Annotated in this window: 24 protein-coding genes; 16 read left to right on the top strand and 8 right to left on the bottom strand. The window is 68.1% G+C overall.

Translation table 11 applies throughout. The features are described 5' to 3' along the window. Nucleotides 1-23 precede the first annotated feature (23 nt). Nucleotides 24-512 carry a cation:proton antiporter regulatory subunit gene (locus tag P1L40_RS04555; protein ID WP_284010134.1) on the bottom strand — a complete coding sequence of 163 codons (489 nt, stop codon included), beginning with the start codon at nucleotides 510-512 and terminating at the stop codon, nucleotides 24-26. A gap of 190 nt (nucleotides 513-702) precedes the next feature. Here P1L40_RS04555 and P1L40_RS04550 point away from each other — a divergent pair, with 190 nt between their 5' ends. Beyond that, on the top strand, nucleotides 703-1,761 hold the full coding sequence (locus P1L40_RS04550; protein WP_284011107.1) for a site-2 protease family protein: 1,059 nt from the start codon (nucleotides 703-705) through the stop codon (nucleotides 1,759-1,761). Nucleotide 1,762: 1 nt separating this feature from the next. Here the strand turns inward: P1L40_RS04550 and P1L40_RS04545 are convergent, their stop codons facing one another. Further along, nucleotides 1,763-2,413: a hypothetical protein gene (locus P1L40_RS04545; RefSeq protein WP_284010133.1), complete on the bottom strand. Its 651-nt coding sequence runs from the start codon at nucleotides 2,411-2,413 to the stop codon at nucleotides 1,763-1,765. Nucleotides 2,414-2,492: 79 nt separating this feature from the next. Between P1L40_RS04545 and P1L40_RS04540 the strand changes: the two genes are divergently transcribed. After that, entirely contained in the window at nucleotides 2,493-2,756 is a 264-nt protein-coding gene (locus P1L40_RS04540) for a hypothetical protein (RefSeq protein WP_284010132.1), read from the top strand. A gap of 49 nt (nucleotides 2,757-2,805) precedes the next feature. Then, complete coding sequence (locus tag P1L40_RS04535) at nucleotides 2,806-3,075, top strand: glycine zipper domain-containing protein (RefSeq protein ID WP_284010131.1); 270 nt, start codon at nucleotides 2,806-2,808, stop codon at nucleotides 3,073-3,075. Here the strand turns inward: P1L40_RS04535 and P1L40_RS04530 are convergent. Next, nucleotides 3,072-3,782, bottom strand: coding sequence for a phosphoribosyltransferase (locus P1L40_RS04530; protein WP_284010130.1), 711 nt, complete (start codon nucleotides 3,780-3,782; stop codon nucleotides 3,072-3,074). The genes P1L40_RS04535 and P1L40_RS04530 overlap by 4 nt on opposite strands. A gap of 45 nt (nucleotides 3,783-3,827) precedes the next feature. Further along, a complete protein-coding gene (locus P1L40_RS04525) occupies nucleotides 3,828-3,977 on the bottom strand; it encodes a hypothetical protein (RefSeq protein WP_284010129.1) in 150 nt (49 codons plus the stop codon). A gap of 85 nt (nucleotides 3,978-4,062) precedes the next feature. On the opposite strand from P1L40_RS04525, the gene P1L40_RS04520 reads away from it, so the two are divergent. The 10 genes from P1L40_RS04520 (at nucleotide 4,063) to icd (ending at nucleotide 15,856) form a co-directional block, all read left to right on the top strand. Further along, on the top strand, nucleotides 4,063-4,965 hold the full coding sequence (locus tag P1L40_RS04520; RefSeq protein ID WP_284010128.1) for a PhzF family phenazine biosynthesis protein: 903 nt from the start codon (nucleotides 4,063-4,065) through the stop codon (nucleotides 4,963-4,965). Nucleotides 4,966-5,050: 85 nt separating this feature from the next. Beyond that, nucleotides 5,051-7,369 carry a phosphoenolpyruvate synthase gene (gene ppsA, locus P1L40_RS04515; RefSeq protein ID WP_284010127.1) on the top strand — a complete coding sequence of 773 codons (2,319 nt, stop codon included), beginning with the start codon at nucleotides 5,051-5,053 and terminating at the stop codon, nucleotides 7,367-7,369. A gap of 43 nt (nucleotides 7,370-7,412) precedes the next feature. After that, nucleotides 7,413-8,318 carry a chemotaxis protein CheY gene (locus P1L40_RS04510; protein ID WP_284010126.1) on the top strand — a complete coding sequence of 302 codons (906 nt, stop codon included), beginning with the start codon at nucleotides 7,413-7,415 and terminating at the stop codon, nucleotides 8,316-8,318. A gap of 40 nt (nucleotides 8,319-8,358) precedes the next feature. Further along, on the top strand, nucleotides 8,359-8,832 hold the full coding sequence (locus tag P1L40_RS04505) for a DUF3592 domain-containing protein (RefSeq protein WP_284010125.1): 474 nt from the start codon (nucleotides 8,359-8,361) through the stop codon (nucleotides 8,830-8,832). 109 nt (nucleotides 8,833-8,941) lie between these two features. Next, nucleotides 8,942-9,994, top strand: coding sequence for a tyrosine decarboxylase MfnA (mfnA, locus tag P1L40_RS04500; RefSeq protein WP_284010124.1), 1,053 nt, complete (start codon nucleotides 8,942-8,944; stop codon nucleotides 9,992-9,994). Nucleotides 9,995-10,183: 189 nt separating this feature from the next. Then, complete coding sequence (locus P1L40_RS04495) at nucleotides 10,184-10,777, top strand: YqaA family protein (RefSeq protein WP_419181190.1); 594 nt, start codon at nucleotides 10,184-10,186, stop codon at nucleotides 10,775-10,777. A gap of 58 nt (nucleotides 10,778-10,835) precedes the next feature. After that, complete coding sequence (locus P1L40_RS04490) at nucleotides 10,836-11,513, top strand: LiaF transmembrane domain-containing protein (protein ID WP_284010123.1); 678 nt, start codon at nucleotides 10,836-10,838, stop codon at nucleotides 11,511-11,513. 58 nt (nucleotides 11,514-11,571) lie between these two features. After that, entirely contained in the window at nucleotides 11,572-13,761 is a 2,190-nt protein-coding gene (gene metG, locus P1L40_RS04485) for a methionine--tRNA ligase (protein ID WP_284010122.1), read from the top strand. Nucleotides 13,762-13,813: 52 nt separating this feature from the next. After that, complete coding sequence (locus P1L40_RS04480; protein WP_284010121.1) at nucleotides 13,814-14,512, top strand: hypothetical protein; 699 nt, start codon at nucleotides 13,814-13,816, stop codon at nucleotides 14,510-14,512. An 81-nt stretch (nucleotides 14,513-14,593) separates the two neighbouring features. Then, nucleotides 14,594-15,856: an isocitrate dehydrogenase (NADP(+)) gene (gene icd / locus P1L40_RS04475; protein ID WP_284010120.1), complete on the top strand. Its 1,263-nt coding sequence runs from the start codon at nucleotides 14,594-14,596 to the stop codon at nucleotides 15,854-15,856. A gap of 130 nt (nucleotides 15,857-15,986) precedes the next feature. On the opposite strand, the gene P1L40_RS04470 is transcribed toward icd, so the two are convergent. Then, the gene (locus tag P1L40_RS04470; protein WP_284010119.1) at nucleotides 15,987-16,790 is read right to left on the bottom strand and encodes a hypothetical protein; all 804 of its coding nucleotides are present in this window, start codon (nucleotides 16,788-16,790) and stop codon (nucleotides 15,987-15,989) included. A gap of 45 nt (nucleotides 16,791-16,835) precedes the next feature. Then, complete coding sequence (locus tag P1L40_RS04465; RefSeq protein WP_284010118.1) at nucleotides 16,836-17,174, bottom strand: cupin domain-containing protein; 339 nt, start codon at nucleotides 17,172-17,174, stop codon at nucleotides 16,836-16,838. An 80-nt stretch (nucleotides 17,175-17,254) separates the two neighbouring features. Between P1L40_RS04465 and P1L40_RS04460 the strand changes: the two genes are divergently transcribed. Then, nucleotides 17,255-17,779, top strand: a complete 525-nt coding sequence (locus P1L40_RS04460) for a DUF5817 domain-containing protein (RefSeq protein ID WP_284010117.1) — start codon at nucleotides 17,255-17,257, stop codon at nucleotides 17,777-17,779. Further along, nucleotides 17,776-18,138 carry a hypothetical protein gene (locus P1L40_RS04455; protein ID WP_284010116.1) on the top strand — a complete coding sequence of 121 codons (363 nt, stop codon included), beginning with the start codon at nucleotides 17,776-17,778 and terminating at the stop codon, nucleotides 18,136-18,138. The genes P1L40_RS04460 and P1L40_RS04455 overlap by 4 nt, the downstream gene beginning before the upstream one ends. 4 nt (nucleotides 18,139-18,142) lie before the next feature. Here the strand turns inward: P1L40_RS04455 and hmgA are convergent, their stop codons facing one another. Together hmgA and P1L40_RS04445 are read right to left on the bottom strand one after the other, a co-directional pair. Continuing rightward, nucleotides 18,143-19,354: a hydroxymethylglutaryl-CoA reductase (NADPH) gene (hmgA, locus tag P1L40_RS04450; protein ID WP_284010115.1), complete on the bottom strand. Its 1,212-nt coding sequence runs from the start codon at nucleotides 19,352-19,354 to the stop codon at nucleotides 18,143-18,145. Between the two features lie 48 nt (nucleotides 19,355-19,402). Continuing rightward, on the bottom strand, nucleotides 19,403-19,822 hold the full coding sequence (locus P1L40_RS04445; protein WP_284010114.1) for a DUF8059 family membrane protein: 420 nt from the start codon (nucleotides 19,820-19,822) through the stop codon (nucleotides 19,403-19,405). A 211-nt stretch (nucleotides 19,823-20,033) separates the two neighbouring features. On the opposite strand from P1L40_RS04445, the gene nadA reads away from it, so the two are divergent. After that, on the top strand, nucleotides 20,034-21,164 hold the full coding sequence (gene nadA / locus P1L40_RS04440) for a quinolinate synthase NadA (protein ID WP_419181189.1): 1,131 nt from the start codon (nucleotides 20,034-20,036) through the stop codon (nucleotides 21,162-21,164). The last annotated feature ends 1 nt before the right edge of the window (nucleotide 21,165 follow it).

The raw sequence follows: 21,165 nt of genomic DNA, 5'->3' as shown, positions 1-21,165 counted from the left end.
CTCCGACAGGCGCGGACGACCACCTACGCGTCCCCCGCCAGCAGGGCCTCGAACTGATCGCAACTGTCCCGATCGCCGACGACGACGAGCGTGTCGCCGGCCCGGATCTCGGTCTCGGCGAGCGTATCCGAGAGCACCTCGTCCTCGCGCTGGACGGCGACGACGGTGACGCCGGTCCGCTGGCCAACGTCGGCGCTCCGGAGTGTCTCGCCGACCAGCGGCGAGTCGGCTTCGATGCCGTACCACTCCAGCAGTGTCCCCTCGGTGAGCATCGTCTCGACCTTCTCGGAAGCGACGGGCTGGAAGTACGCCCCCTCCAGGACCGTCCCGACGGTCCGGGCGAGTTTGTCCGAGAGTTCGAACAGTTCCTCGCTATCGGCGTCTGGCCCTTCTTTCAGGAACAGCTGTCGCTTTCCGGTGTTGTGTGTGACGATGACGAGCCGCTGTCCGCCCCCGATCTCGATCTCGTGTTTCTTCCCGACACCGGGAAGGTCGCTCTCGGTGATCTCCATATCTGGCCGTGGATGCGGACCACCATAACGCTCCGGGCTGGGGGCCGCCAAACAGCCTAAACGGGTCGAGTCCCTAGCCCGGTTGATGAGCGAGGAGCCACTCCCGGGTGAGTTCTCCAGCGACCGGTTGGCGGGCACCGTGCCGGACCGCGAGCGCCTGCCCGAAGACCTCCCGGCCCCGAGACGGCTGATGGAGACCTTCCGTGTCTACGAGGTCGACGCCGCGGCCGACGAGGGCGTCAAGTACTACGGGGACCCGGTCGCCGACAGCGAGACGATCCTCCAGCGGATCGGGCCGCTGTTTCGCGAACGGGGGTACCGCGTCGCGCTCCGCGAGGAGATGGGCGAACACGTACTGGTGGCCCAGCGGCGGTCGGTCGGCGTCGACGGGGTCCCGTGGACGAACGTCCTCCTGGCGGTCGCCACGCTCGCCTCGACGCTGTTCGCCGGCAGCCGCTGGTACGGACTGGACGTGCTCGGCGACCCCGCCTCGATCCTCCAGGCCTGGCCCTTCGCGGCCGGCGTGTTGGGGATCCTCGCGATCCACGAGTCGGGCCACTACATGTTGAGCCGGTACCACCGGGTCGAGGCCAGCCTCCCCTATTTCATCCCGCTGCCGTTCAACGTCATCGGGACGCTGGGAGCGGTCATCCGGATGAACGACAACATCCCCGACCGGCGCGCGCTGTTCGACATCGGCGTCGCGGGGCCGCTCGCCGGCCTCGTCGCCACCGTGGCGGTGACCGCGGTCGGCGTCACGCTCCCGCCGGTGGAGGTCGCCGGCGGCATCGTCACGCAGGTCGAGATCGGGTTCCCGCCCCTGATCCAGGGCATCGCACTCGCCGTCGGCGAGCCCCTGGAGTACCCCGGCCCGACTACCCTCGTCAACCCGGTAGTCATCGCCGGCTGGGTCGGCGCCTTCGTCACGTTCCTGAACCTGTTGCCGGTCGGGCAACTGGACGGCGCCCACGTCGTCCGGTCGCTGCTGGGCGAGCGGTTCGGCACCGTCCAGTTCGCCGTTCCGATCGCGCTGTTCGCGCTCGCGGGCTACCTGGTCCTGTTCGAAGGCGGTCGGGGCGCGTTCCTCTGGGGGTTCTGGGCCATCCTCGCGCTGGTCTTCAGCCGTGCCGGCGCGGTGACCCCCTTCGACGAGACGCCGCTGGGTCCCGGCCGGAGCGCCGTCGGTGTCGCGACGATGCTTCTGGGCGTGCTCTGTTTCGTCCCGATGCCGCTGGTCGTCTCGGTCTGAGTCAGATCCCGTAGGGGTCGTAGTCGGGCCGCGTGTCGGTCTCCGGGGGGCAGTCGTACAGTTCCCGGAACTCCGCCAGTACCTCGTCGGCTCCGTCGGCGAACAGGACGACGACGCCGTACGGGCGGCTGTACTGGTCGCTGTCTGGCGGGTCGGGGTCGATAAACAGCGCGTGTGTCGCCGGCGCGCCGACGCTCGGGAGCTCCGTGAGCCACGGCTCCATCGGGACCAGACCGGTGAGGACGCTCGGGACGAACGAGCCCCCGGGAAGCGGGTCGCGTGGCTGGACGTACACCTCGGCGACCGGCGTGTCGTCCTCCTTGAGAACGGCTCTGGCCGGCTGTTCCATCCCGGGCTCCCACAGTTCCGTCGCGACCGCCGGCGGGTCCGCGCCGACGGCGAAGTCCATCGCGACGCCGCCGACGCGCTCGACCGACTGGATCGACCAGGGGTCGTCCGCGTCGTCCGGGTCGCCGGCGAGCGTCGCCTCGACGAGGTCTCCGGTCCGCAGGTCGTCGACGGCCGACTGCGCGTCGCCGTAGCCCGACTGGAACACCGTGTACAGCCGCGTCCCGTCCGTGTCGAAGAAGTTGATGTGGGGCACCGACTCGACGACGCGGAAGACGCGGAACGTCCCCGTTCGTTCCTCCATGGGCTCCGTAGCGGGGCCACGTTCAAGACTCCGCGGGTCGCGGGCAACACACAAGACGCCGGGCACCGTTGCTCCCACCATGAGCCAACAAGCGGGCGTTCCGGAGCCGGACCCCGAGGAACTGCTTGCCGCGGTCGAGCGGCTCCTCGACGAGACGGTCGACCGCGAGGAGTCGATCCACCTGGAAGCCGACGACCTCACGGTGACCGTCCCCATCCGGTTCGGCGACGACTCCCCGCAGGCGACCTGGCGGTTCAACGGCAGCCTGAACGTGGATGTCGACGGGATCAGAGGGCCGTTACGGGAGTGGATCGAGATTCACGAGGAAGGGAGCGACCGGTAGGCCGGTCACGAAAACGTTTCAACCGAGCGACTCGAAGGGCGACTGTCCTATGACTGGCAACGACTGTGACTCCCTGGACGAGGACCCCGAACGAGCGGCAGAACGGTCGGCGACCGTCGGCGGGTTCGTCGGCGCGGTGCTTGGCTCTCCCGGCGGCCCCGTCGGCGCGAGCATCGGCGGCCTCGTCGGCGGGTCGACCGGCTACGCGGTCGGCTACGCCATGGGCGAACAGGCCCAGAAACAGCGCCACGACCGCGACGACGATGACGACGGCCCCGTCTCCGTTCCCGTCGACGAGGAAGACGGCGACGACAGCTAATCGCCCGCGAGTCGCCAGGCGTCGGTCCCGTCGGTGGTCGTCGTTCCCTCCGCGACCGATCGACGCTCCATCTCGGCGAGCACTTCGTCGAGCCGGCCCGGCTGTGCGACCTCCATCGAGATGCGCGTGACGCCGTGGTACTCCTCCAGCAGCGTCCGGAGGTTCTCGGCGGTGTGGACCTGCCGGTCGGACTTCTCCATGACGCCCTCCAGCAGTTCGATCATGTCCTCGACGAAGTTCCAGGGGTAGACCACCCAGCGCCAGGTGTCGAGCCGTTCGCCCACGAAGTCGGGTTCGTGCTCGCTCGTCTGGAGCAACTGGAGCGTCGCCGTCCGCACGCTTTCCGGGTCGCTGTCCTCGACGCACTCGGCGGCCGTCGAGATGGAGCCGCCGGTGTCGGCGATGTCGTCGACGACCAGTACGTCCTTGCCGTCGACGGCGCCGTCGGCCAGCGGGTAGCGGACCTCCGGCTCGCCGCTCTTCTGTGCGGTGCCGACGTAGTGTTCGACCTTCAGGCTCGCCAGGTCGTCCAGCCCGAGGAAGTCACACAGACACCGCCCGGCGAACCAGCCGCCGCGTGCCAGCGCCACGATCACGTCCGGTTCGAAGTCCGCGGCTTTCACGTCGTCGGCCACGTCACGGCAGAGTCCGTAGATGTACTCCCAGTTGGTGATTGTACACGGGAACTCCTCCGGTAACTCGCCCATACGTCATCGCTGGTGCGGCGGGACTTAACGGTTTCAGAAGGCCGCTCAGTTCAGGAGGGGGTTGTCGACCGTCTCGAAGCGGTGGTCACACGCCGGACAGGCGACGACCTGTGGCGACTGCTCGACGACCGCGAAGCGTCGGCTCCAGCCGACGTGTCCGCAGTTCGGACAGCGCCGGACCAGCGGTGGGATCACGACTGAGGATACGTGGTCGGCGGGCTTGACTCCTCGGTGTCGGTCACCGACAACTGTTATCACTGCCACCCCACAACGGGCGGGCATGGAGACGAGACAGGCGCTGCTCGTCGATGCCTTCGCCGAGGAGCCGATGACGGGCAACCCAGCCGGCGTGGTGCCCGACGCCGACGGACTGACCGACGACCAGCTACAGGCGATCGCGAGCGAACTGGGGGCCAGCGAGACGGCGTTCGTCCTGCCGGCCGAGGACGCCGACCGGCGACTGCGCTTTTTCTCGCCCGAGCGGGAGGTCGACCTCTGTGGGCACGCGACCGTCGCGGCCCACGCGGCGCTGGCCGAGCGGGGGCTCGACGACGGCCAGCACACGATGGCGACCCCGGCCGGCGACTTCGCGGTCGAGACCAAGGCAAACGGGATGGTCTGGATGGAACAGGACGAGGCCGACATCCGCACCGTCGACGTGGACGAACAGCGGGTCGCCGACGCCCTGGGGCTGGACGTGGCGACGCTGCGGGACGTGGGGGCCGACCTCCCGCTGTCGGTCGGCGACACCGGGTTCGCGTGGCTGCTGGTGCCGGTGAACTACTTCGAGCACATAAGCAGCGTCGACCCGGACGTGACAGCGATCGAGGAGCTCTGCCGGGCCGTCGACGCCGAGGGAATCTACCCGTTCACGTTCGACACGATCAGCGGCCGGGCGACGCTCCACGGACGGGCGTTCGCGCCGCTCGCCGGCATCCGCGAGGACCCGGTGACCGGGACCGCCGCCGGGGCCTGTGGGGCCTACATCCGCCGGCACGGCGCCATCGACAGCACCGTCGAGCAGGTGGTCGTCGAACAGGGCCACTTCCTCGACCGCCCGGGCACCGTGACAGTCGATACCGACGGGCAGGAAGTGTGGATCGGTGGCCGCGGCGTCACGACGCTGTCCGGCGATCTCACCGTCCCGCTGGCCGACGAGGACGACGACATCATCGAGCTATAATTTCCTCGGTTGCGAGTGAGCACAAGCCGGGAATGCCGCGACCGGAAAGACCATACTCGTCGTTCATGAACGTCCCGGTGAGTCAATGCCAACACTGTGGCTCGACGATATCGGTGCCGACGACCTCGACGTGGTCGGCGGCAAGGCAGCGTCTCTCGGTGAACTCACCGCAGCCGGGCTCCCGGTTCCGTCGGCGTTCGTGGTCACGGCCGACACCTATCGTTCGTTTATCGAAGCCTCGGGGATCGACACGGAGCTGTTCGAGGCGGTCGACATCGACAGCGACGACTCCCAGGCGCTCGCGGCGGCGGCGGAACACGCACAGGACCTCATTCTGGAGACCGACACGCCACCGTCTGTCCGCGAGGACCTGCTGTCGGCCTACGACGAGATGGGCGATTCGGACGTAGCGGTCCGCTCTTCGGCGACCGCGGAGGACCTCCCGGACGCGTCCTTCGCCGGCCAGCAGGAGACGTTCCTGAACGTCTCGCGGGCCGACCTGTTAGACCGGGTCAAGGAGTGTTGGGCCTCGCTGTTCACCCAGCGAGCGATCTACTACCGGCAGGAACAGGGCTTTTCGCATACGGATGTCGACATCGCTGTCGTCGTCCAGGAGATGGTCGACGCCGAGAAGTCGGGCGTGTTGTTCACGAGCCACCCGTCGACGGGCGCGCCGACGGCGATCCTCGAAGCCGCCTGGGGGCTGGGCGAGGCGGTCGTCTCCGGCGCCGTCTCGCCGGACAACTACGTCGTCGACCGTGAGAGCGGCGATATCGAGGAGGTCACCGTCGCCGACAAGAAGGTGATGTGCGTCCGGGGCGAGGACGGAGAGACCATCGAGCGGTCGGTCCCCGAGGCAAAGCGGACCGAGCGCGTGCTCTCGCCCGAGGAGATCGACCGCTTGCTGACGATCGGCGAGCGGGTCGAGTCCCACTACGGCGAGCCACAGGACGTGGAGTGGGCGATCGACGACGACACCGTCTACGTCCTGCAGTCCCGGCCGATCACGACCATCGACGAGGAGACGGCCGGCAGTGCCGACGCCGAAAGCGGAAGCGAGGCGACGAACGCCACGGCGGCCGGCGTCGCCGACGGCGGCGAGATGGAGGCCCCAGAGGACGTGCGCCTGACGGGGATCGGTTCCAGCCCGGGGACGGTGACCGGCACGGTCAGCGTCGTCACCAAACTCGACAACCTCGACAAGGTCTCGGAGGGGGACATCATCGTCACCGAGATGACCACGCCGGACATGGTGCCGGCGATGAAACGCGCGGCCGGCATCGTCACCGACGAGGGCGGGATGACGAGTCACGCGGCGATCGTCTCCCGCGAACTGGGCGTACCGGCGGTCGTCGGCGCCGAGGACGCGACCGACCGACTCCGCGACGGCCAGACGGTCACGCTCGACGGCGACATGGGCACCGTCGAACAGGGGACGACCGTCTCCACGGACGACGACGAGCAAGCGGAGCCGGACCCTGTCGCCCAGGCCAGCAGCGAGCACTCCCCGGTCAAGCCGATGACCGGCACGGAGGTGAAGGTCAACGTCTCCATCCCCGAGGCCGCCGAGCGGGCCGCGGCGACCGGCGCCGACGGCGTCGGCCTGTTGCGGATCGAGCACATGATCCTCTCGACGGACAAGACGCCCGCCCGCTACGTCGAGGACCACGGCGAGCGGGCCTACATCGACGAGATCGTCGAGGGCGTCCGGACCGCTGCCGAGGCGTTTTACCCCCGACCGGTTCGGGTCCGGACGCTGGACGCGCCGAGCGACGAGTTCCGCCAGCTCCAGGGCGGCGAGGACGAACCCAGCGAGCACAACCCGATGCTTGGCTATCGGGGCATCCGGCGGTCCCTGGACCGGCCCGGCGAGTTCAAACTCGAACTCCGGGCGTTCGAGCGGCTGTTCGACCTGGGCTACGACAACGTCGAACTGATGTTGCCGCTGGTGACCGACGCCGAGGACGTGCTGCGCGCGAAGTCGCTCATGCGGGAGGTCGGGATCGACCCCGAGAAGCGCAACTGGGGCGTAATGGTCGAGACGCCGGCCAGCGCGCTCTGTATCGACGAACTGTGCGAGGCCGGGATCGACTTCGTCTCGTTCGGGACGAACGACCTCACGCAGTACACGCTTGCGGTCGACCGCAACAACGGCGGCGTCGCCGACCGGTTCGACGAACTCCACCCGGCCGTTCTGGACCTGATGAGCCGGGTCATCGGTACCTGCCGGGAAGCGGACGTGGCGACGAGTATCTGCGGCCAAGCCGCCTCGAAACCCGAGATGGTGCAGTTCCTCGTCGACGAGGGCGTCACCTCCATCTCGCCGAACATCGACGCCGTCCGCGATGTCCAACACGAGGTCAAGCGGGTCGAACAGCGGCTCCTGCTCGAGTCGGTTCGCTGACACCCCCCGCACCACTTTTTACGCCCGTCACCGTCGTCGTGGTATGACACCTTCCGCACCGGAGGCAAAGAGCATCAGTGCGGGCGTCTCGTACATGCCCTTCGGGATCCCGGGACTGGACGGCAACGTCCGCGGGGTCCCGACCGGCAGCACGGTTCTCGTCGCCGGCGCGCCCGACGCCGGCGGCGACGCCTTCGTCTACACGAGTCTGGCGACGCTGATGCTGGCGAAACACACCCCGGAGATGGTCCCGAACGGACTGTCACGGCGGAGCGACACGATTCCCGAGTCGGTCACCTACGTCACCCTCTCGCAGGACCGCGAGCACGTCTACAGCGAACTGGACGCGGTGCTCGACGGCTACCAGTTCGAGACGCTGACGGACAACATGACCGTCGTGGACTTCTCCCAGCGGTTCATGGAACTGCTGCCGGTCCCGAAAGCGCTGTTCGACGCCCGCCGGGGCGACAGCGAGATCGAGGCCGCCGAGACGACCGTCGAGGACGAGGACGGGACCGCCGACGACGCCACGTTCGGCGACCTCCTCGAAGAGATCAGCGAGGCGATCACCGAGTCACCCGACGACATTGTCGTCGTCGACTCGCTGTCGGACATCGAGCGCGCGACCGAGTTCGGCCTCTCGAAGGGGCGGGAGATCGCCTTCCTGATGGGACTGCGCGAGGCCGTCGTCAACTGGGGCAACGTCGCCTTCGTCAAACTCGACCGCCGGGCGAGCGACGTTCGTGACGACGACCGGATCCACGGGTTGCTCCACGGCGCCGTCTACTTCTACTCCAACGACAAGGGGTTCGAGACCTACCGGACGATGCGGGTCGGCTCTTTCGGCGGCGCGCTCGACTCCGAGCGCCAGACCGTCTTCGAGTCGCTGATCGGGCCGACCGGCTTTCGCGCCAAGGCCACGAAGAAGATCGGTCCGTCGAACTGGTGACCCGGCGAAGGCTTATCTCGTCGTCGCTCCCGCTGGATGTATGGGTTCGCTCGGACAGGCAATCGTGTTGATCGCTCTCGGCGTCGTGTTCGCCGGATTGGGTGGGTACCTCTACGTCGACCAGCAGGCGGCCATCGAGAACAGCGTGCCGATCGAGGGGACCGTCGTCGCCTCCGAGGTCGAGATCGATCGACCGGCCGACCCCGACGACGCCACGAGCTACTACCCCGTGGTCACCTACCGCTACGAGTACGACGGCCAGTCGTTCACGAACGACAACGTCTTCCCGGGCACCGGCCGCCAGAGCACGTCCGAGTCACGCGCGGCCGAGATCGTCCGGGAGTACGCCGAGGGGGACGCCGTGACCGTCTACGTCGACCCCGCTGCGCCCGAGCGATCCTTCCTGCTCGAAGAGAGCGCCGAACTGTTCCACTTCGTGTTCATCGGCATCGGGGGGTTCGCCGCTCTCTCCGGGGTGGTGTCGCTGGCGCGGCGACTGCTACCGTTCGTGTGAACGGCCAGCCAGCGGGACAGTGGCGATGTCGCCGTTCTCCGCGAACCCGGAACTCGGCCGTCGCCCGAGCAAAACCGATAAACCGTTTGCCTTCCGTATAGTCGATAGAATGCTTCAGCGGGCCGAACCACAGGATTTCGAACGCGTCCTCTCGTCGATGTGTACGGTCCCGCACCCGGCGGCCCGCGAGGCCGCCGAACGGTTTCTCGCGACGAATCCTGGCGACCCGGGAACGTACGAGACGATCGCGGATCTGGAGGCCGACGCCGTCGACTCCCTCGGCGAACTGGCCGGCCTCCCGAACCCGGCGGGCTACGTCGCCTCCGGCGGGACCGAGGCGAACGTCCAGGCGGTCCGGATCGCCCGCAACCGCGCCGACACCGACGACCCGAACGTCGTCGCGCCGGTCCACGCGCACTTCTCGTTTACCAAGGCCGCAGACGTGCTCGACGTAGAGCTCCGGACGGCGCCAGCCCGGGACCACCGCGTGAACGTCGAGGCGATGGCCGAACTGATCGACGACGACACGGTCTGTGTGGTCGGCGTCGCCGGCTCGACGGAGTACGGCTACGTCGATCCGATCCCCGCCATCGCCGATCTGGCGGCCGACGCCGGCGCGCTGTGTCACGTCGACGCCGCCTGGGGCGGGTTCTACCTCCCGTTTACCGACCACGACTGGCACTTCGGCCACGCCGACGTGGACACCCTGACCATCGATCCCCACAAGGTCGGGCAGGCCGCGGTCCCCGCCGGTGGCTTGCTCGCACGGGACCGCTCGCTGCTCGACGAACTGGCCGTCGAGACGCCGTATCTGGAGTCGACGAGCCAGTTGACGCTGACCGGCACCCGCTCGGGCGCCGGCGTCGCCTCGGCGGTCGCCGCCATGGAGGCGCTGTGGCCGGCCGGCTACCGCGAGCAGTACGAGCGTTCGATGGCAAACGCCGAGTGGCTGGCCGACCAACTCGACGCCCGCGGCCACGAGGTCGTCGGCCCGGAACTCCCGCTGGTCGCCGCGGACCTCTCGGTGCCGATGACCGACGAACTCCGCGAGCGGGGCTGGCGCGTCTCCAAGACCGGTGCTGGCGAGATGCGGGTCGTCTGTATGCCACACGTCACCCGGTCGATGCTGCGGTCGTTCGTCGCCGATCTGGACTGGTACTGAGCACGACCGCGAACGGAGCAGGATGCGTTTTCGGCCCGGGTGCCTCCGGACATCACTTACAGTAAAAAGGTGGGGGCCGGTGCAGCGGTCGTTCGTCGCCGATCCGGACCGGTGCCGGATGGTCCGCTCCCTTCCCGTTGGGTAGTCCTCCCGAGAACACATACCAAGCTTTAGAACCCCCTGATTGCTATGGGGGGTGTGGACCCGGTAGCATCCCTCCAGGCGCTGGTCATCTTCGTCGGTGACTGTACGTCGTCGGGAACGGCGCTGACGCCGTTAGAGGACGCCGTCTGTACCGCGACGGGACCGACGGGGCTCGGTATCATCGGGCTGTACTCGTTCCTGATCGCCTTCATCCTCCCGCTGCCCAGCGAGGTCGTCCTCGTGCCCGCGGAGACGCTCCGCCTGGGGCTGTCGACGACGGGGAACATGGCGGTCATCATCGTCGTCAGCGCGTTCGGCAAGGCACTGGGCAGTCTCTTCGCCTTCCACATCGGTCAGGAGGCAAAGGAGTACGGCCCGCTGGTCCGGCGGATCAAACAGTCCCGGTTCGACATCATCGAGTGGTCCGAACGGAAGACCATCCAGATCGCGAAGAAGTACGGCTACGTCGGCCTCGCGCTGGCGCTGTGTGTCCCCTTCTTCCCGGACACGCTGTCGATCTACGCCTTCACCGTCCTGGAGGAGGACTACCTCCGTTTCGGTGCGGCGACGTTCGCCGGCAGCGCGGGCCGTCTGCTCGTCACGCTGGGACTGGCCGGCGGGACGCTGGCGCTGTTGTAACCCCCGTGCCAGCGGGTGCCAGCGCAGTTTCTTGTAGTATCGCCAACAACATCCCCGTATGAGCCCCCGCCGCATCACCGCTCAGACCCTGCTCGGTGCCATCATCGTCCTCGTCGGGCTCGGACTGCTCGCCCGCTCGACGGGGCTGTTCGATGTCGGGAGCCTGTTCCGATTCGTGCCGTCGCTGTTCATCCTGCTCGGCGTCTACGCGCTGGTCTCCAGTGGCTTCCGGAACCTCGTCGGCCCGCTGTTGGTCGTCCTGGTCGCGACGGCGTGGCAACTGGTCGCGCTGGATGTCCTCGCCGCCCGCGATGTCCTCCAGTTCTGGCCGGTGTTGGTGATCCTGCTCGGGGTTTCGCTGGTGCTGAGCCAGCGGCGTGCCCGCGCCCGGAGTCAGGACAGCGACGCCGTCTCCGCGTTCGCGTTCTTCGGCGGCGCCGACCGGCGTGTCACGTCGGCAGAGTTCCGGAACGCGGACCTGACAGCCGTCTTCGGCGGCGTGGAACTTGACCTCCGGGACGCCGCGATCGCCGACCCGCCGGCCCACGTCAGCACAACCTCGATCTTCGGCGGGACCGAGCTCCGCGTGCCCCGGGAGTGGAACGTCCGGATCGACGTGTTGCCGCTGTTCGGGGCGAGCGAGGACAGCCGCCCGCGGAGCGAGGCCGAACACGAGACGGTCGACCTCGTGGTGACCGGGTTCGTCGCCTTCGGCGGGCTGGAGATCCTCGACTGACGCTGCCGGCCGCGCGGAAACCGCCTCCCTTTTGACCCGCCGGCGGCACAGACCGGGTATGAGTCACGACGAGTTCCCGACGGACCAGCCGGCGGTGGTGACCTGCGGGTTACCCTACGCCAACGGCGACCTGCACGTGGGCCACCTCCGGACGTACGTCGACGGGGACGCCCTCTCGCGTGCCCTGCGTCGCATCGGCCAGCAGACAGCCTTCGTCTGTGGGTCGGACATGCACGGGACGCCGGTGGCAGTCAACGCCGCCGAGAAGGGCGTCGAGCCCCGCGAGTTCGCCCTGGAGTACCACGAGACCTACGCCGAGACGTTCCCGCAGTTCAACGTCGAGTTCGACAACTACGGCCACACCGACGACGAGACGAACACCGAACTCACCCAGGAGTTCGTCCGGTCGTGGATCGACAACGACCACGTCCACGAGAAGGAGATCCAGGTCGCCTGGGACACCGAGGAGGACCAGCCCCTGCCCGACCGCTTCGTCGAGGGGACCTGTCCGTACTGTGGCGAGCAGGCCCGCGGCGACGAGTGCGACGAGGGGTGCCAGCGCCACCTCGAACCCGGCGAGATCGAGGACCCCGTCAGCACGATCACGGGCAACCCAGCCGAGTACCGCGAGCGCGAGCACAAGTTCCTCCGTCTGGCGGACTTCCAGGACTACCTCCAGGGCTTTCTGGACCGTCTGGAGGGGACCGACAACGCCCAGAACCAGCCCCGCGAGTGGGTCGAGGGCGAACTGCAGGACCTCTGTATCACGCGGGACATGGACTGGGGGATCGACTACCCCGGGGACAGCGTTGCTCCGGAGGAGCAACGTGAAGAAGGAAGCGGCGAAGCCGCAGACGCCGACGGCGACGACCTCGTGCTGTACGTCTGGGTCGACGCGCCCATCGAGTACGTCGCCAGTACGAAACAGTACTCAGAGCGGGTCGGCGCCGACGAGTACGACTGGGAAGCGGTCTGGAAACTCGACGGCGAGACCCAGCACGGCACCGCGTGGGACGACGACTGGAGCGCGGACAACGGCGAGATCATCCACGTCATCGGCCGGGACATCATCCAGCACCACGCCGTCTTCTGGCCGGCGATGCTGCGGGGCGCGGGCTACAACGAGCCCCGAACCATCCTCGCGACCGGCTTCGTCGGCATCGACGGGAAAGCCCTCTCGACTTCCCGGAACCGCGCGGTCTGGGCCGAGGAGTACCTCGACGCCGGTTTCCACCCGGACCTGTTCCGGTACTACATCGCCACCGGCGCGGGCCTGGAGATGGACGTGGACTTCTCCTGGGACCGTTTCGCCGAGCGGGTCAACGGCGAACTCGTGGGCAACGTCGGGAACTTCGCCTACCGGTCGCTGCTCTTTGCCCACCGCAACTACGACGGCACGCCCGACGCTGCGGTCAGCGACGATGTCGAGGCCCGCATCGAAGCGGCCATCGACGAGTTCGAGACCGCCGTCCGGGAGTACGACATCCGGTCGCTGGCCGACGTAGCGATCGAGCTGTCGAACTACGGCAACGAGTACATCCAGCGCAACGAGCCCTGGAACCTCGTCGGCGACGACCCCGAGGAGGCGGCCCAGGTCATCCGTGACTGCGTGCAACTGACGAAGGCCGTCGCCGTCGTCATGCAGCCGGTCATGCCCGGCAAGGCCGAGCGCCTGTGGGGCCAGCTGGGCGAGCGCGGTTCCGTCGCCGACGTGACCCTGGAGACCGCCCTGTCGGAACCGCCCGCCGAGTTCGACGAGCCCGTCGAGCTGTTCGAGCAGGTCGAGGACGACCACACCGAAGCGCTCCAGGAGCAGCTCCGGCGCCGCGTCGAGGCCGCGAGCGAGGACGACGGTGAGGGTGCGGACGACGAAGACGGCGAGGACGCGGACGACGAAGCCGAGCCTGCCGACCTCGAACCGCTCGTCGAGGAGCGCATCGGCTTCGAGGACTTCGAGGGGATCGACATGCGGGTCGGCGAGATCGTCAGCGCCGACCCCGTCGAGGGCGCGGACAAGCTCCTCAAACTGGAGGTCGACATCGGTCACGAGGTCCGGCAGGTCGTCGCCGGCCTGGCGAAGCTCCACGATGTCGAGGAGCTCCCGGGGACCCGTGTCATCCTGCTCGCCAACATGGAGAAGGCCGAGCTGTTCGGCGTCGAGTCCGACGGGATGGTGCTGGCGGCCGGCGACGAGGCCGACCTGCTGACCACCCACGAGGACGCGCCGCTTGGCACCCGGATCCAGTAACGCGACTGCCGGAACCTGAACGGTTTTTCCGCTGGCTGTCGCCGTGCCAGCTATGCCGATGTACGCCCGCGACGAGGCAGCCGACCTCCGAGTCGTCGACCGGTTTCCCGACGGCGTCGGCTGGCAGGCCCATCCCGAGGAGGGCGGCTGCCGGACGAGCCACGCGATCCGCGACGACGACGGCGGCGTCTGGCTCGTCGATCCCCTGGACGCCCCGAACGTGAGCGATGCGTACGCCGACCTGGGCGAGGTTGTCGGCGTCGCCGTCCTCGCGGACTACCACACCCGGGACGCAGCGGTTTTCGCCGAGCGCCACGACGTGCCGGTGACGGTGCCGACGGGGCTGAACCGGGTCGTCGAGCAGCTGGACGTGCCTACCCGCCGGGTCGTCGACTCGGTCGCGGGCTTCGAACTCCGGTGGCTGAACCCGCTGCGGGCCTGGCGCGAGACGGTCGCCTACCGCGAGCGCGACGGCACGCTGTACGTCCCCGATGTCCTCTCGTCGGGCGAGTCGTTCACCGTCGGGCGCGAGCGGTTGGCGATGAACGTCCTGGTACGCCTGTCGCCGCCCCGGGCGACGTTCGCCGACCTCGATCCCGAGCGAGTCATCGTCGGCCACGGGAGAGGCGTCTTCGAGGACGCAGAGGCGGCGCTTTCCGACGCCGTCGGGAACGCCCGCCGGCGGTTCCCCCGGGCGCTCGTCTCCAGCGGGCCGCGGGAGTTCAGGGCGATGCTCGACGCCGTTCTGTGACCGTCCCTGTTCGTGTGTCTCACGTTACCGTTCTTGCAGCAAAACGGCAATTCTTTACGCCCCACTATCGATGCCCGCAGTATGGGATACGATTACGACAAAGTGGAGGTGCCCGACGAGGGTAACCCGATCGAAGTCACAGCCGACAACGAACTCGACGTTCCCGAGAACCCCATCATCCCCATCATCCACGGGGACGGGATCGGGACCGATGTCGGCCCCGCCGCCCAGAAGGTCCTCGAAGCCGCCGCGAACGCGACCGGGCGCGACATCTCCTGGATGCGCGTCTACGCCGGCTCCTCGGCCCGTGACAAGTACGACGAGAACCTGCCCGACGACACCGTCGAGGCGATCAAGGAGTTCAACGTCGCGATCAAGGGCCCGCTCACGACGCCCGTCGGCGCCGGGTTCCGCTCGCTGAACGTCGCGCTGCGCAAGACGCTTGACCTCTACGCGAACGTCCGGCCGACCTACCACCTCGACGGCGTCCCGTCGCCTGTCAAGAGCCCCGAGAAGATGGACATGGTCACCTTCCGGGAGAACACCGAAGACGTGTACGCCGGCATCGAGTGGGAGGCCGGCACCGACGAGGTCCAGGAGGTCAAGGAGTTCGTCGAGGAGGACATGGGCTTCGACAGCACTATCCACGACGGCCCGGTCGGCATCGGCGTCAAGCCGATCACCGAGTTCGGGACCAAGCGCCTCGTCCGTGAGGCCATCGACTACGCCCTCGAAGAGGACCGTGACTCGGTCACGTTGGTCCACAAGGGCAACATCATGAAGTTCACCGAGGGCGCCTTCCGCGACTGGGGCTACGAGGTCGCCGACGAGGAGTACGACGACTCCGTCATCACCGAGGACCAGCTGTGGGACGAGTACGACGGCGAGGCCCCCGAAGACGCGCTGGTGGTCAACGACCGCATCGCCGACAACATGCTCCAGCAGCTGCTGACCCGGACCGACGAGTACGATGTCATCGCGACGATGAACCTCAACGGGGACTACATGTCCGACGCCGCCGGCGCACAGATCGGCGGGCTCGGCATCGCCCCGGGTGCGAACTTCGGCGAAGCACGCTGTCTCGCAGAGCCCGTCCACGGCTCGGCCCCGAAGTACGCCGGCGAGGACAAGGTCAACCCGACCGCGATGATCCTCTCCGGTCGCCTGATGCTCGAATACATGGGCTGGAAGGACGCCGGCAAGCTCGTCCGTGACGCCGTCGAGGAGACCATCTCCAGCGGCCAGGTCACCTACGACCTCGAACGCCAGATCGAGGGCGGCACGAAGCTCGCGACGAGCGAGTTCGCCGACAAGGTCGTCGAGAACATCGAGAAACTGGCCTGAAGCCAGTTTCTCGTCCTCTGGCGGTTCCACCGCCAGAACATCGAAACGTTGGCGACGCCAACTTTTCGTGCGCCCGTAAATCGGAGGTTTACGGGAACATCGGGAAGCTCGCGTAACTACCGACGGTCCGCTATTCCTCCGTCTCCATCGTCGCGTTCGCGACCCAGGCCGGCCGGTCGACCGTCGTCTCGCCTTCGTTACTGAGGCGTGTCGTCCGGACGATCCGGATGTCCCGGCCGCTGAGCGTGGCGTCGTAGCCGATCCGTTTCGCGACGACCGTCCCGTCCGAGCGGACCCGCAACTGGACGCTGACGTTCGTCGGGTGGCTGACGAACAGCGGCCGGATGAGTCGGTCACGGTCGACAAAGTCCGAGCCCACCAGGACGACATCGCCGTCGGGTTCGTGGCGCGCGATTCGCACGTCGACCGCTTCGAGCACCGCTTCCAGCCGCTGGCGGCCGGTCAGATCGGTCACCGAATCGACGCTGTCTGCGGGCCACATGTGCAGCGACCGGCGGCCGGTTCGCTCCTCGTACCGGGTCGCGACGACGCTCCCGTTGGTCCAGTAGTCGACCCGCGTCGTGAGGCCGGCGCTGGGGTACTCGGTCGTGTTCTGGAGGAAGTAGCCCCGGTAGCTACTGGCGTTTTTCGCCACCAGCCGCGAGCGGTTCGTCCGGCGTAACACCTCGCCGTCGTCGCCTTCGATTCGCTGGCGAGTCGTCAGCGTGTAGCTGCTCGTCCGGAGCGACCCCTCGTGCGAGCGCGCCAGGACGCCCGGCTCGATCGCCCGCTCGGAGACGCCGGGCGGGTACTGGGCGTCGTCGGTGGGGATCGGCGCTGGCGTCAGTCGCTCGGGTGCTCCCTGACCCCCGAACCCGCTACAGCCGGCGAGCACGAGTGCGAGGACGGCCACCGAGACGCCGATTCGGTTCATCGGCCCAGCTTAGGCGTGCTCCTACAAACCACTAGGGGCCCGCGCTCAGTCGCGCCAATCGGGGTTCGCCCGCGGCGGGCTGAACACGTCGATGCCGGTCATCGGTTCGTCGGTCCGGTTCTCGACGCGGTGTGGTTCGTCGCTGGGGATCACGTAGGAGTCTCCCGAACTGATGACGAACTCCTCGTCGCCGATACAGAACGTACAGGCTCCCCGGACGACGAAGCCGATCTGCTCGTGTTCGTGGCTGTGTTCCGGGACGACTGCACCGGGTTCGATGTGGACTTGCTGGGCGCTCATCCGCTCACCGACGGCCAGTTGCGTCAGGTGGACGCCGTCGACCGCTTCGACGGTCTCGCTGGCTGCCTGGGGAACTTCCTCCATACGAGAGCGGTCGACGGCGACCGGCCTAAATCCAGCGGGTGATCCGAACGTTCAATCGGCAGCGGGCCAAACCCCGGTGTATGTACGCCGTCGTGGGGTGTAGCGAGTGCAGCGCCCTCTGGATCGTCGAGGGCGAGCAGGCGACAAGCCAGTGTCCCCGGTGTGGCTCCCGTCGACAACACGACAAGCGCCGGCGGTTCGTCGAGACCGACGACGAGGCTCACGCCCGTGAGGTCCGGGCGTCGATGCTGGCCAACCGGCAGGGTCACGGTGAAGACTTCGCCGAACTGGACTCCGTCGCGGAGATGGAAGGACAGATCGAGGACGCCGGCGTCGACGACGAGACGTACCTCGAAGGGTCCGGTGTCGACCCCGACAGCGCGGCGGCGGCCGGAGATCGCGCTGGAACGGGCGCCGGCGGCGGCACCTCCCGAAAGGAGAGGGTACGTGCTGCGCTCCGCGCGCTCGACTCACCCAGCGAGGAGGCGGTCGTCGCCTACGCGCAGGAGCGGGAGGTACCGCCCGACTACACGCGGAAGGTGTTACAGAAGCTCGTCAGGGCCGGTGAGGTCACCGAGTCCCGGGGCCGCTACCGGCTCCTATGACGACCGCGTCCGATCTGGGCCTGGATCTCGAACCGGGACCGATGGCGGTCGGGTGCCTCGTGGGCCTCTCGGGCCTGCTCTTTCTGGTGACGCCGCTGGTCGGCCCGGTCCCGATCGGCGGGCTCTCTGTGAGTCCGGTCGCGCTCTCGGCGGTCGCGCTGACTGCCGGGTTCACACTCGGGACGGTGGTGTTCGCCCGGCGGGGCCGGCGGCTGTTCGCGCTCGCCCACGGCGTGTTCGCGGTCGCGTGGGCGCTGCTGGTCGCCGGCCCGCTGCTGGGGAACGGGGACCTGTTGCTCGCCGGTGTCGTCGTGCTGGTCGCCGGTGTCGGGTTCCTGGTGAGCCAGTCCCGTCAGTGAACCGTCAGCGGCCCAGTTCCGCGTGCGCCGAGGAGAGGTGTCGCGAGGAAAGCGCCGCGAGCAGGGAGAGTTCGCCGGCCAGGACGCCGGCCGCGACGACCTCCGCGAGCGCGTCGGCGTTGCTCCCTGCGGGGTCGCCGCCCCCGCCGTAGCCGAGCACGTCCAGCGCCTCGGACTGGGTCGGCAGGGAGGTCCCGCCGCCGACGGTGCCGACTTCCAGCGAGGAGAGCGTCACCGAGGCGTACAGGCCGTCCTCGCGGGCGTCGACGGTCGTGATCGTGTTGGCACCCTCGACGACCTGGGCGGCGTCCTGGCCCAGCGCGAGGAAGGCCGCGGCGATCACGTTGGCGGCGTGAGCGTTGAACCCCAGCGCACCCGCCTTCGCGGAGCCGACGAGGTTCTTGCGGGTGTTGGCCTCGACGACGGCGTCCGTGGTCGTGTCCAGACGCTGCTCGACCTGCTCGTGGGGGAGCAGCACGTCCGCCGAGACGGTCCGCCCCCGGCCCTCGATGGCGTTGATCGCCGCGGGCTTCTTGTCCGAACAGAGGTTGCCCGACAGCGCGACCAGTTCCGCGGGCGTCTCGCGCTCGACGACCTCGCAGGCGGCCTCCGTCGCGATGGTGGCCATGTTCATCCCCATGGCGTCTTTCGTGTCGTAGGAGAACCGCAGGAAGACGTTGTCGCCGACGACGTACGGGGTGACCCCCTGGAGTTCGCCGTGACTGGTCGTCGCCTCGGCGGCCGCGGCGAGGTCGTCGACGTGCTCTCGGACCCACCCCGACACCTCCCCGGCGGCGGCCACGTCTTCGACCTTGAACACCGGGGCGCGGGTCATCCCGGATTTCAGGACCCGCGCCGTGGCGCCGCCGGCGGTCCGGATCGTCGAGACGCCGCGGTTGACCGAGGCCAGCAGGGCGCCTTCGGTCGTCGCCAGCGGGAGGTAGTGGTCGCCCTCGGCCGCCCCGCCGTCGACCGGCAGCGGCCCGACGACGCCCATCGGGATCTGGGCGGTACCGATCATGTTCTCGATGTTGCTGTCGGCCTCGCCGGCGGCGAAGCCGTAGTCGCCGACCGTCGAGAGGTCGGCGCCGGTCTCCTCGGCCAGCAGCCGTCGGCGGGCCGCGGCGGCCGTGTCCGGATCGGCGTGGTCTTCGAGTTCGTACAGGCGAAGGTCCCCCTCGCGGACGCGCTCGGCGAGAGTCTCGGCGTCGGTCATACTGGGGCGGTGGCGGGCCGCGCCCCTAACAGTTGCTCTTGTCGGCCGTCAGTCGTCGGCCGTCGCCGTCCCCGACAACCCGCCGCTGGCACCGCCGACATCCTGGGTGACGGTCTTGTAGAACATGATTAGCATCGAGGCGATCAGACACCCGCCCCAGAGGAACCCCGTTGGCATGAGGATCGTCAAGCCGAACCCTTCACCCAGCCAGACGATCCCCGGAATCCCCCACTGGCCGGCGACGAACAGCCCCGTCACGGCGGTCCGCAGGGACCCAGTCACCCCGACGGCGGGGACGGCAAACCCCATGACGATCGACAGGATAGACAACACCCCCAGGTGGGCGTGCCCGCCGATCATCCATCCCGGGACGCCGGACCCACCGGAGAGCAGGACGAACTGGTAGAGCCCGACGACCATCATCACCGCGAGTCCGAGAAACCCCGACGCCTTGAGCACCCGTGTCATGTCAATCGTTCGTCCTGCATACGCGATGTTAACTGTTTGCATCCCTGCAACCGCTCCAGCGACGACGAAGACCGTGGAGATCGGTAACACAGTACAAAACCCATCAATCCGCGGTACAACCCATCGGATCCTCTCCACCACCTACTATTGTAGGCAAAATCTTTTCAATAAGCCAGTCCGAATCACTTGATACCCACAGGGCCACGTACCCATGCCACAGATGGAAACAGCAGCGTTCGAAACGGACCTCAGTCTCTTCAAGTACGACAACCTCGAACAGCTTCCGCCGGAGTACCGGGAGCTCGACGAAGGCGAGCGAACAGAGCGGATCGAGACCGCGCTCGACGAGCTCGGCGACGACGTGGTCATCCTGGGCCACAACTACCAGCGCCGGGAGATCGTCGAGCACGCCGACTTCATCGGCGACTCCTACCAGCTCTCGAAGGAGGCCGCGGCGGCCGACGCCGACTACGTCGTCTTCGGCGGCGTGACGTTCATGGCCGAGTCCGCCGACATCATCACGGACGACGAGCAACGCGTGATCCTCCCCTCGATGGAGGCGTCCTGTCCGATGGCCGGGATGGCCGAGGCCCTCCAGGTCGACGCCGCCTGGGCGGAGATCACCGCCGAGACCGACGACGACATCATCCCGATCACCTACATGAACAGCTACGCCGACCTGAAGGCGTTCTGTGCCGAGCAGGGGGGGCTGGTCTGTACGTCCTCGAACGCGCACAAGGCCTTCGAGTACGCCTTCGAGCGCGGCGACAAGGTCCTCTTCCTCCCGGACAAGCACCTCGGGGAGAACACGGCCCACCGACTCGGCCTCGAAGACGAGATCGTCGAGTGGGACCCGTGGGACCCCGAGAGCATGGACGCCGCGGCGGCCGTCGAGAACGATGTCATCCTCTGGGAGGGGTACTGCCAGGTCCACGAGCGGTTCCGCGAGTCCCACGTCGAGGCGATCCGCGAGGAACACCCCGACGCGAACGTCATCGTCCACCCCGAGTGTCGCCGCGAGGTCGTCGAGGCCGCCGACGTGGCCGGCTCCACGGCGGACATCTGCGGGGTCGTCGAGGACGCCGATCCCGGCGACACCTGGGCGATCGGTACCGAGATCCACCTCACCCACCACCTCCAGCGGTGGCACCCCGAGGTGAACGTCCTCCCGCTGTGTGGGGACGCCTGCATGGACTGCAACGCGATGCGCCAGATCGACCCGAACTACCTCACCTGGGTCCTGGAGGAACTGGTCGCCGGCCGGGAACGCAACGTCATCGAGGTCGCTCCGGAAGAGAAGGAACTGGCACAGGTCGCACTCGACCGCATGCTGGAGATCTAGC

It is taken from the genome of Haloarcula pelagica (assembly GCF_030127105.1).
Taxonomy (GTDB): domain Archaea; phylum Halobacteriota; class Halobacteria; order Halobacteriales; family Haloarculaceae; genus Haloarcula; species Haloarcula pelagica.
The sequence above is the reverse complement of the archived record's forward strand: the minus strand, read 5'-3'. Positions and strand labels throughout refer to the sequence as shown.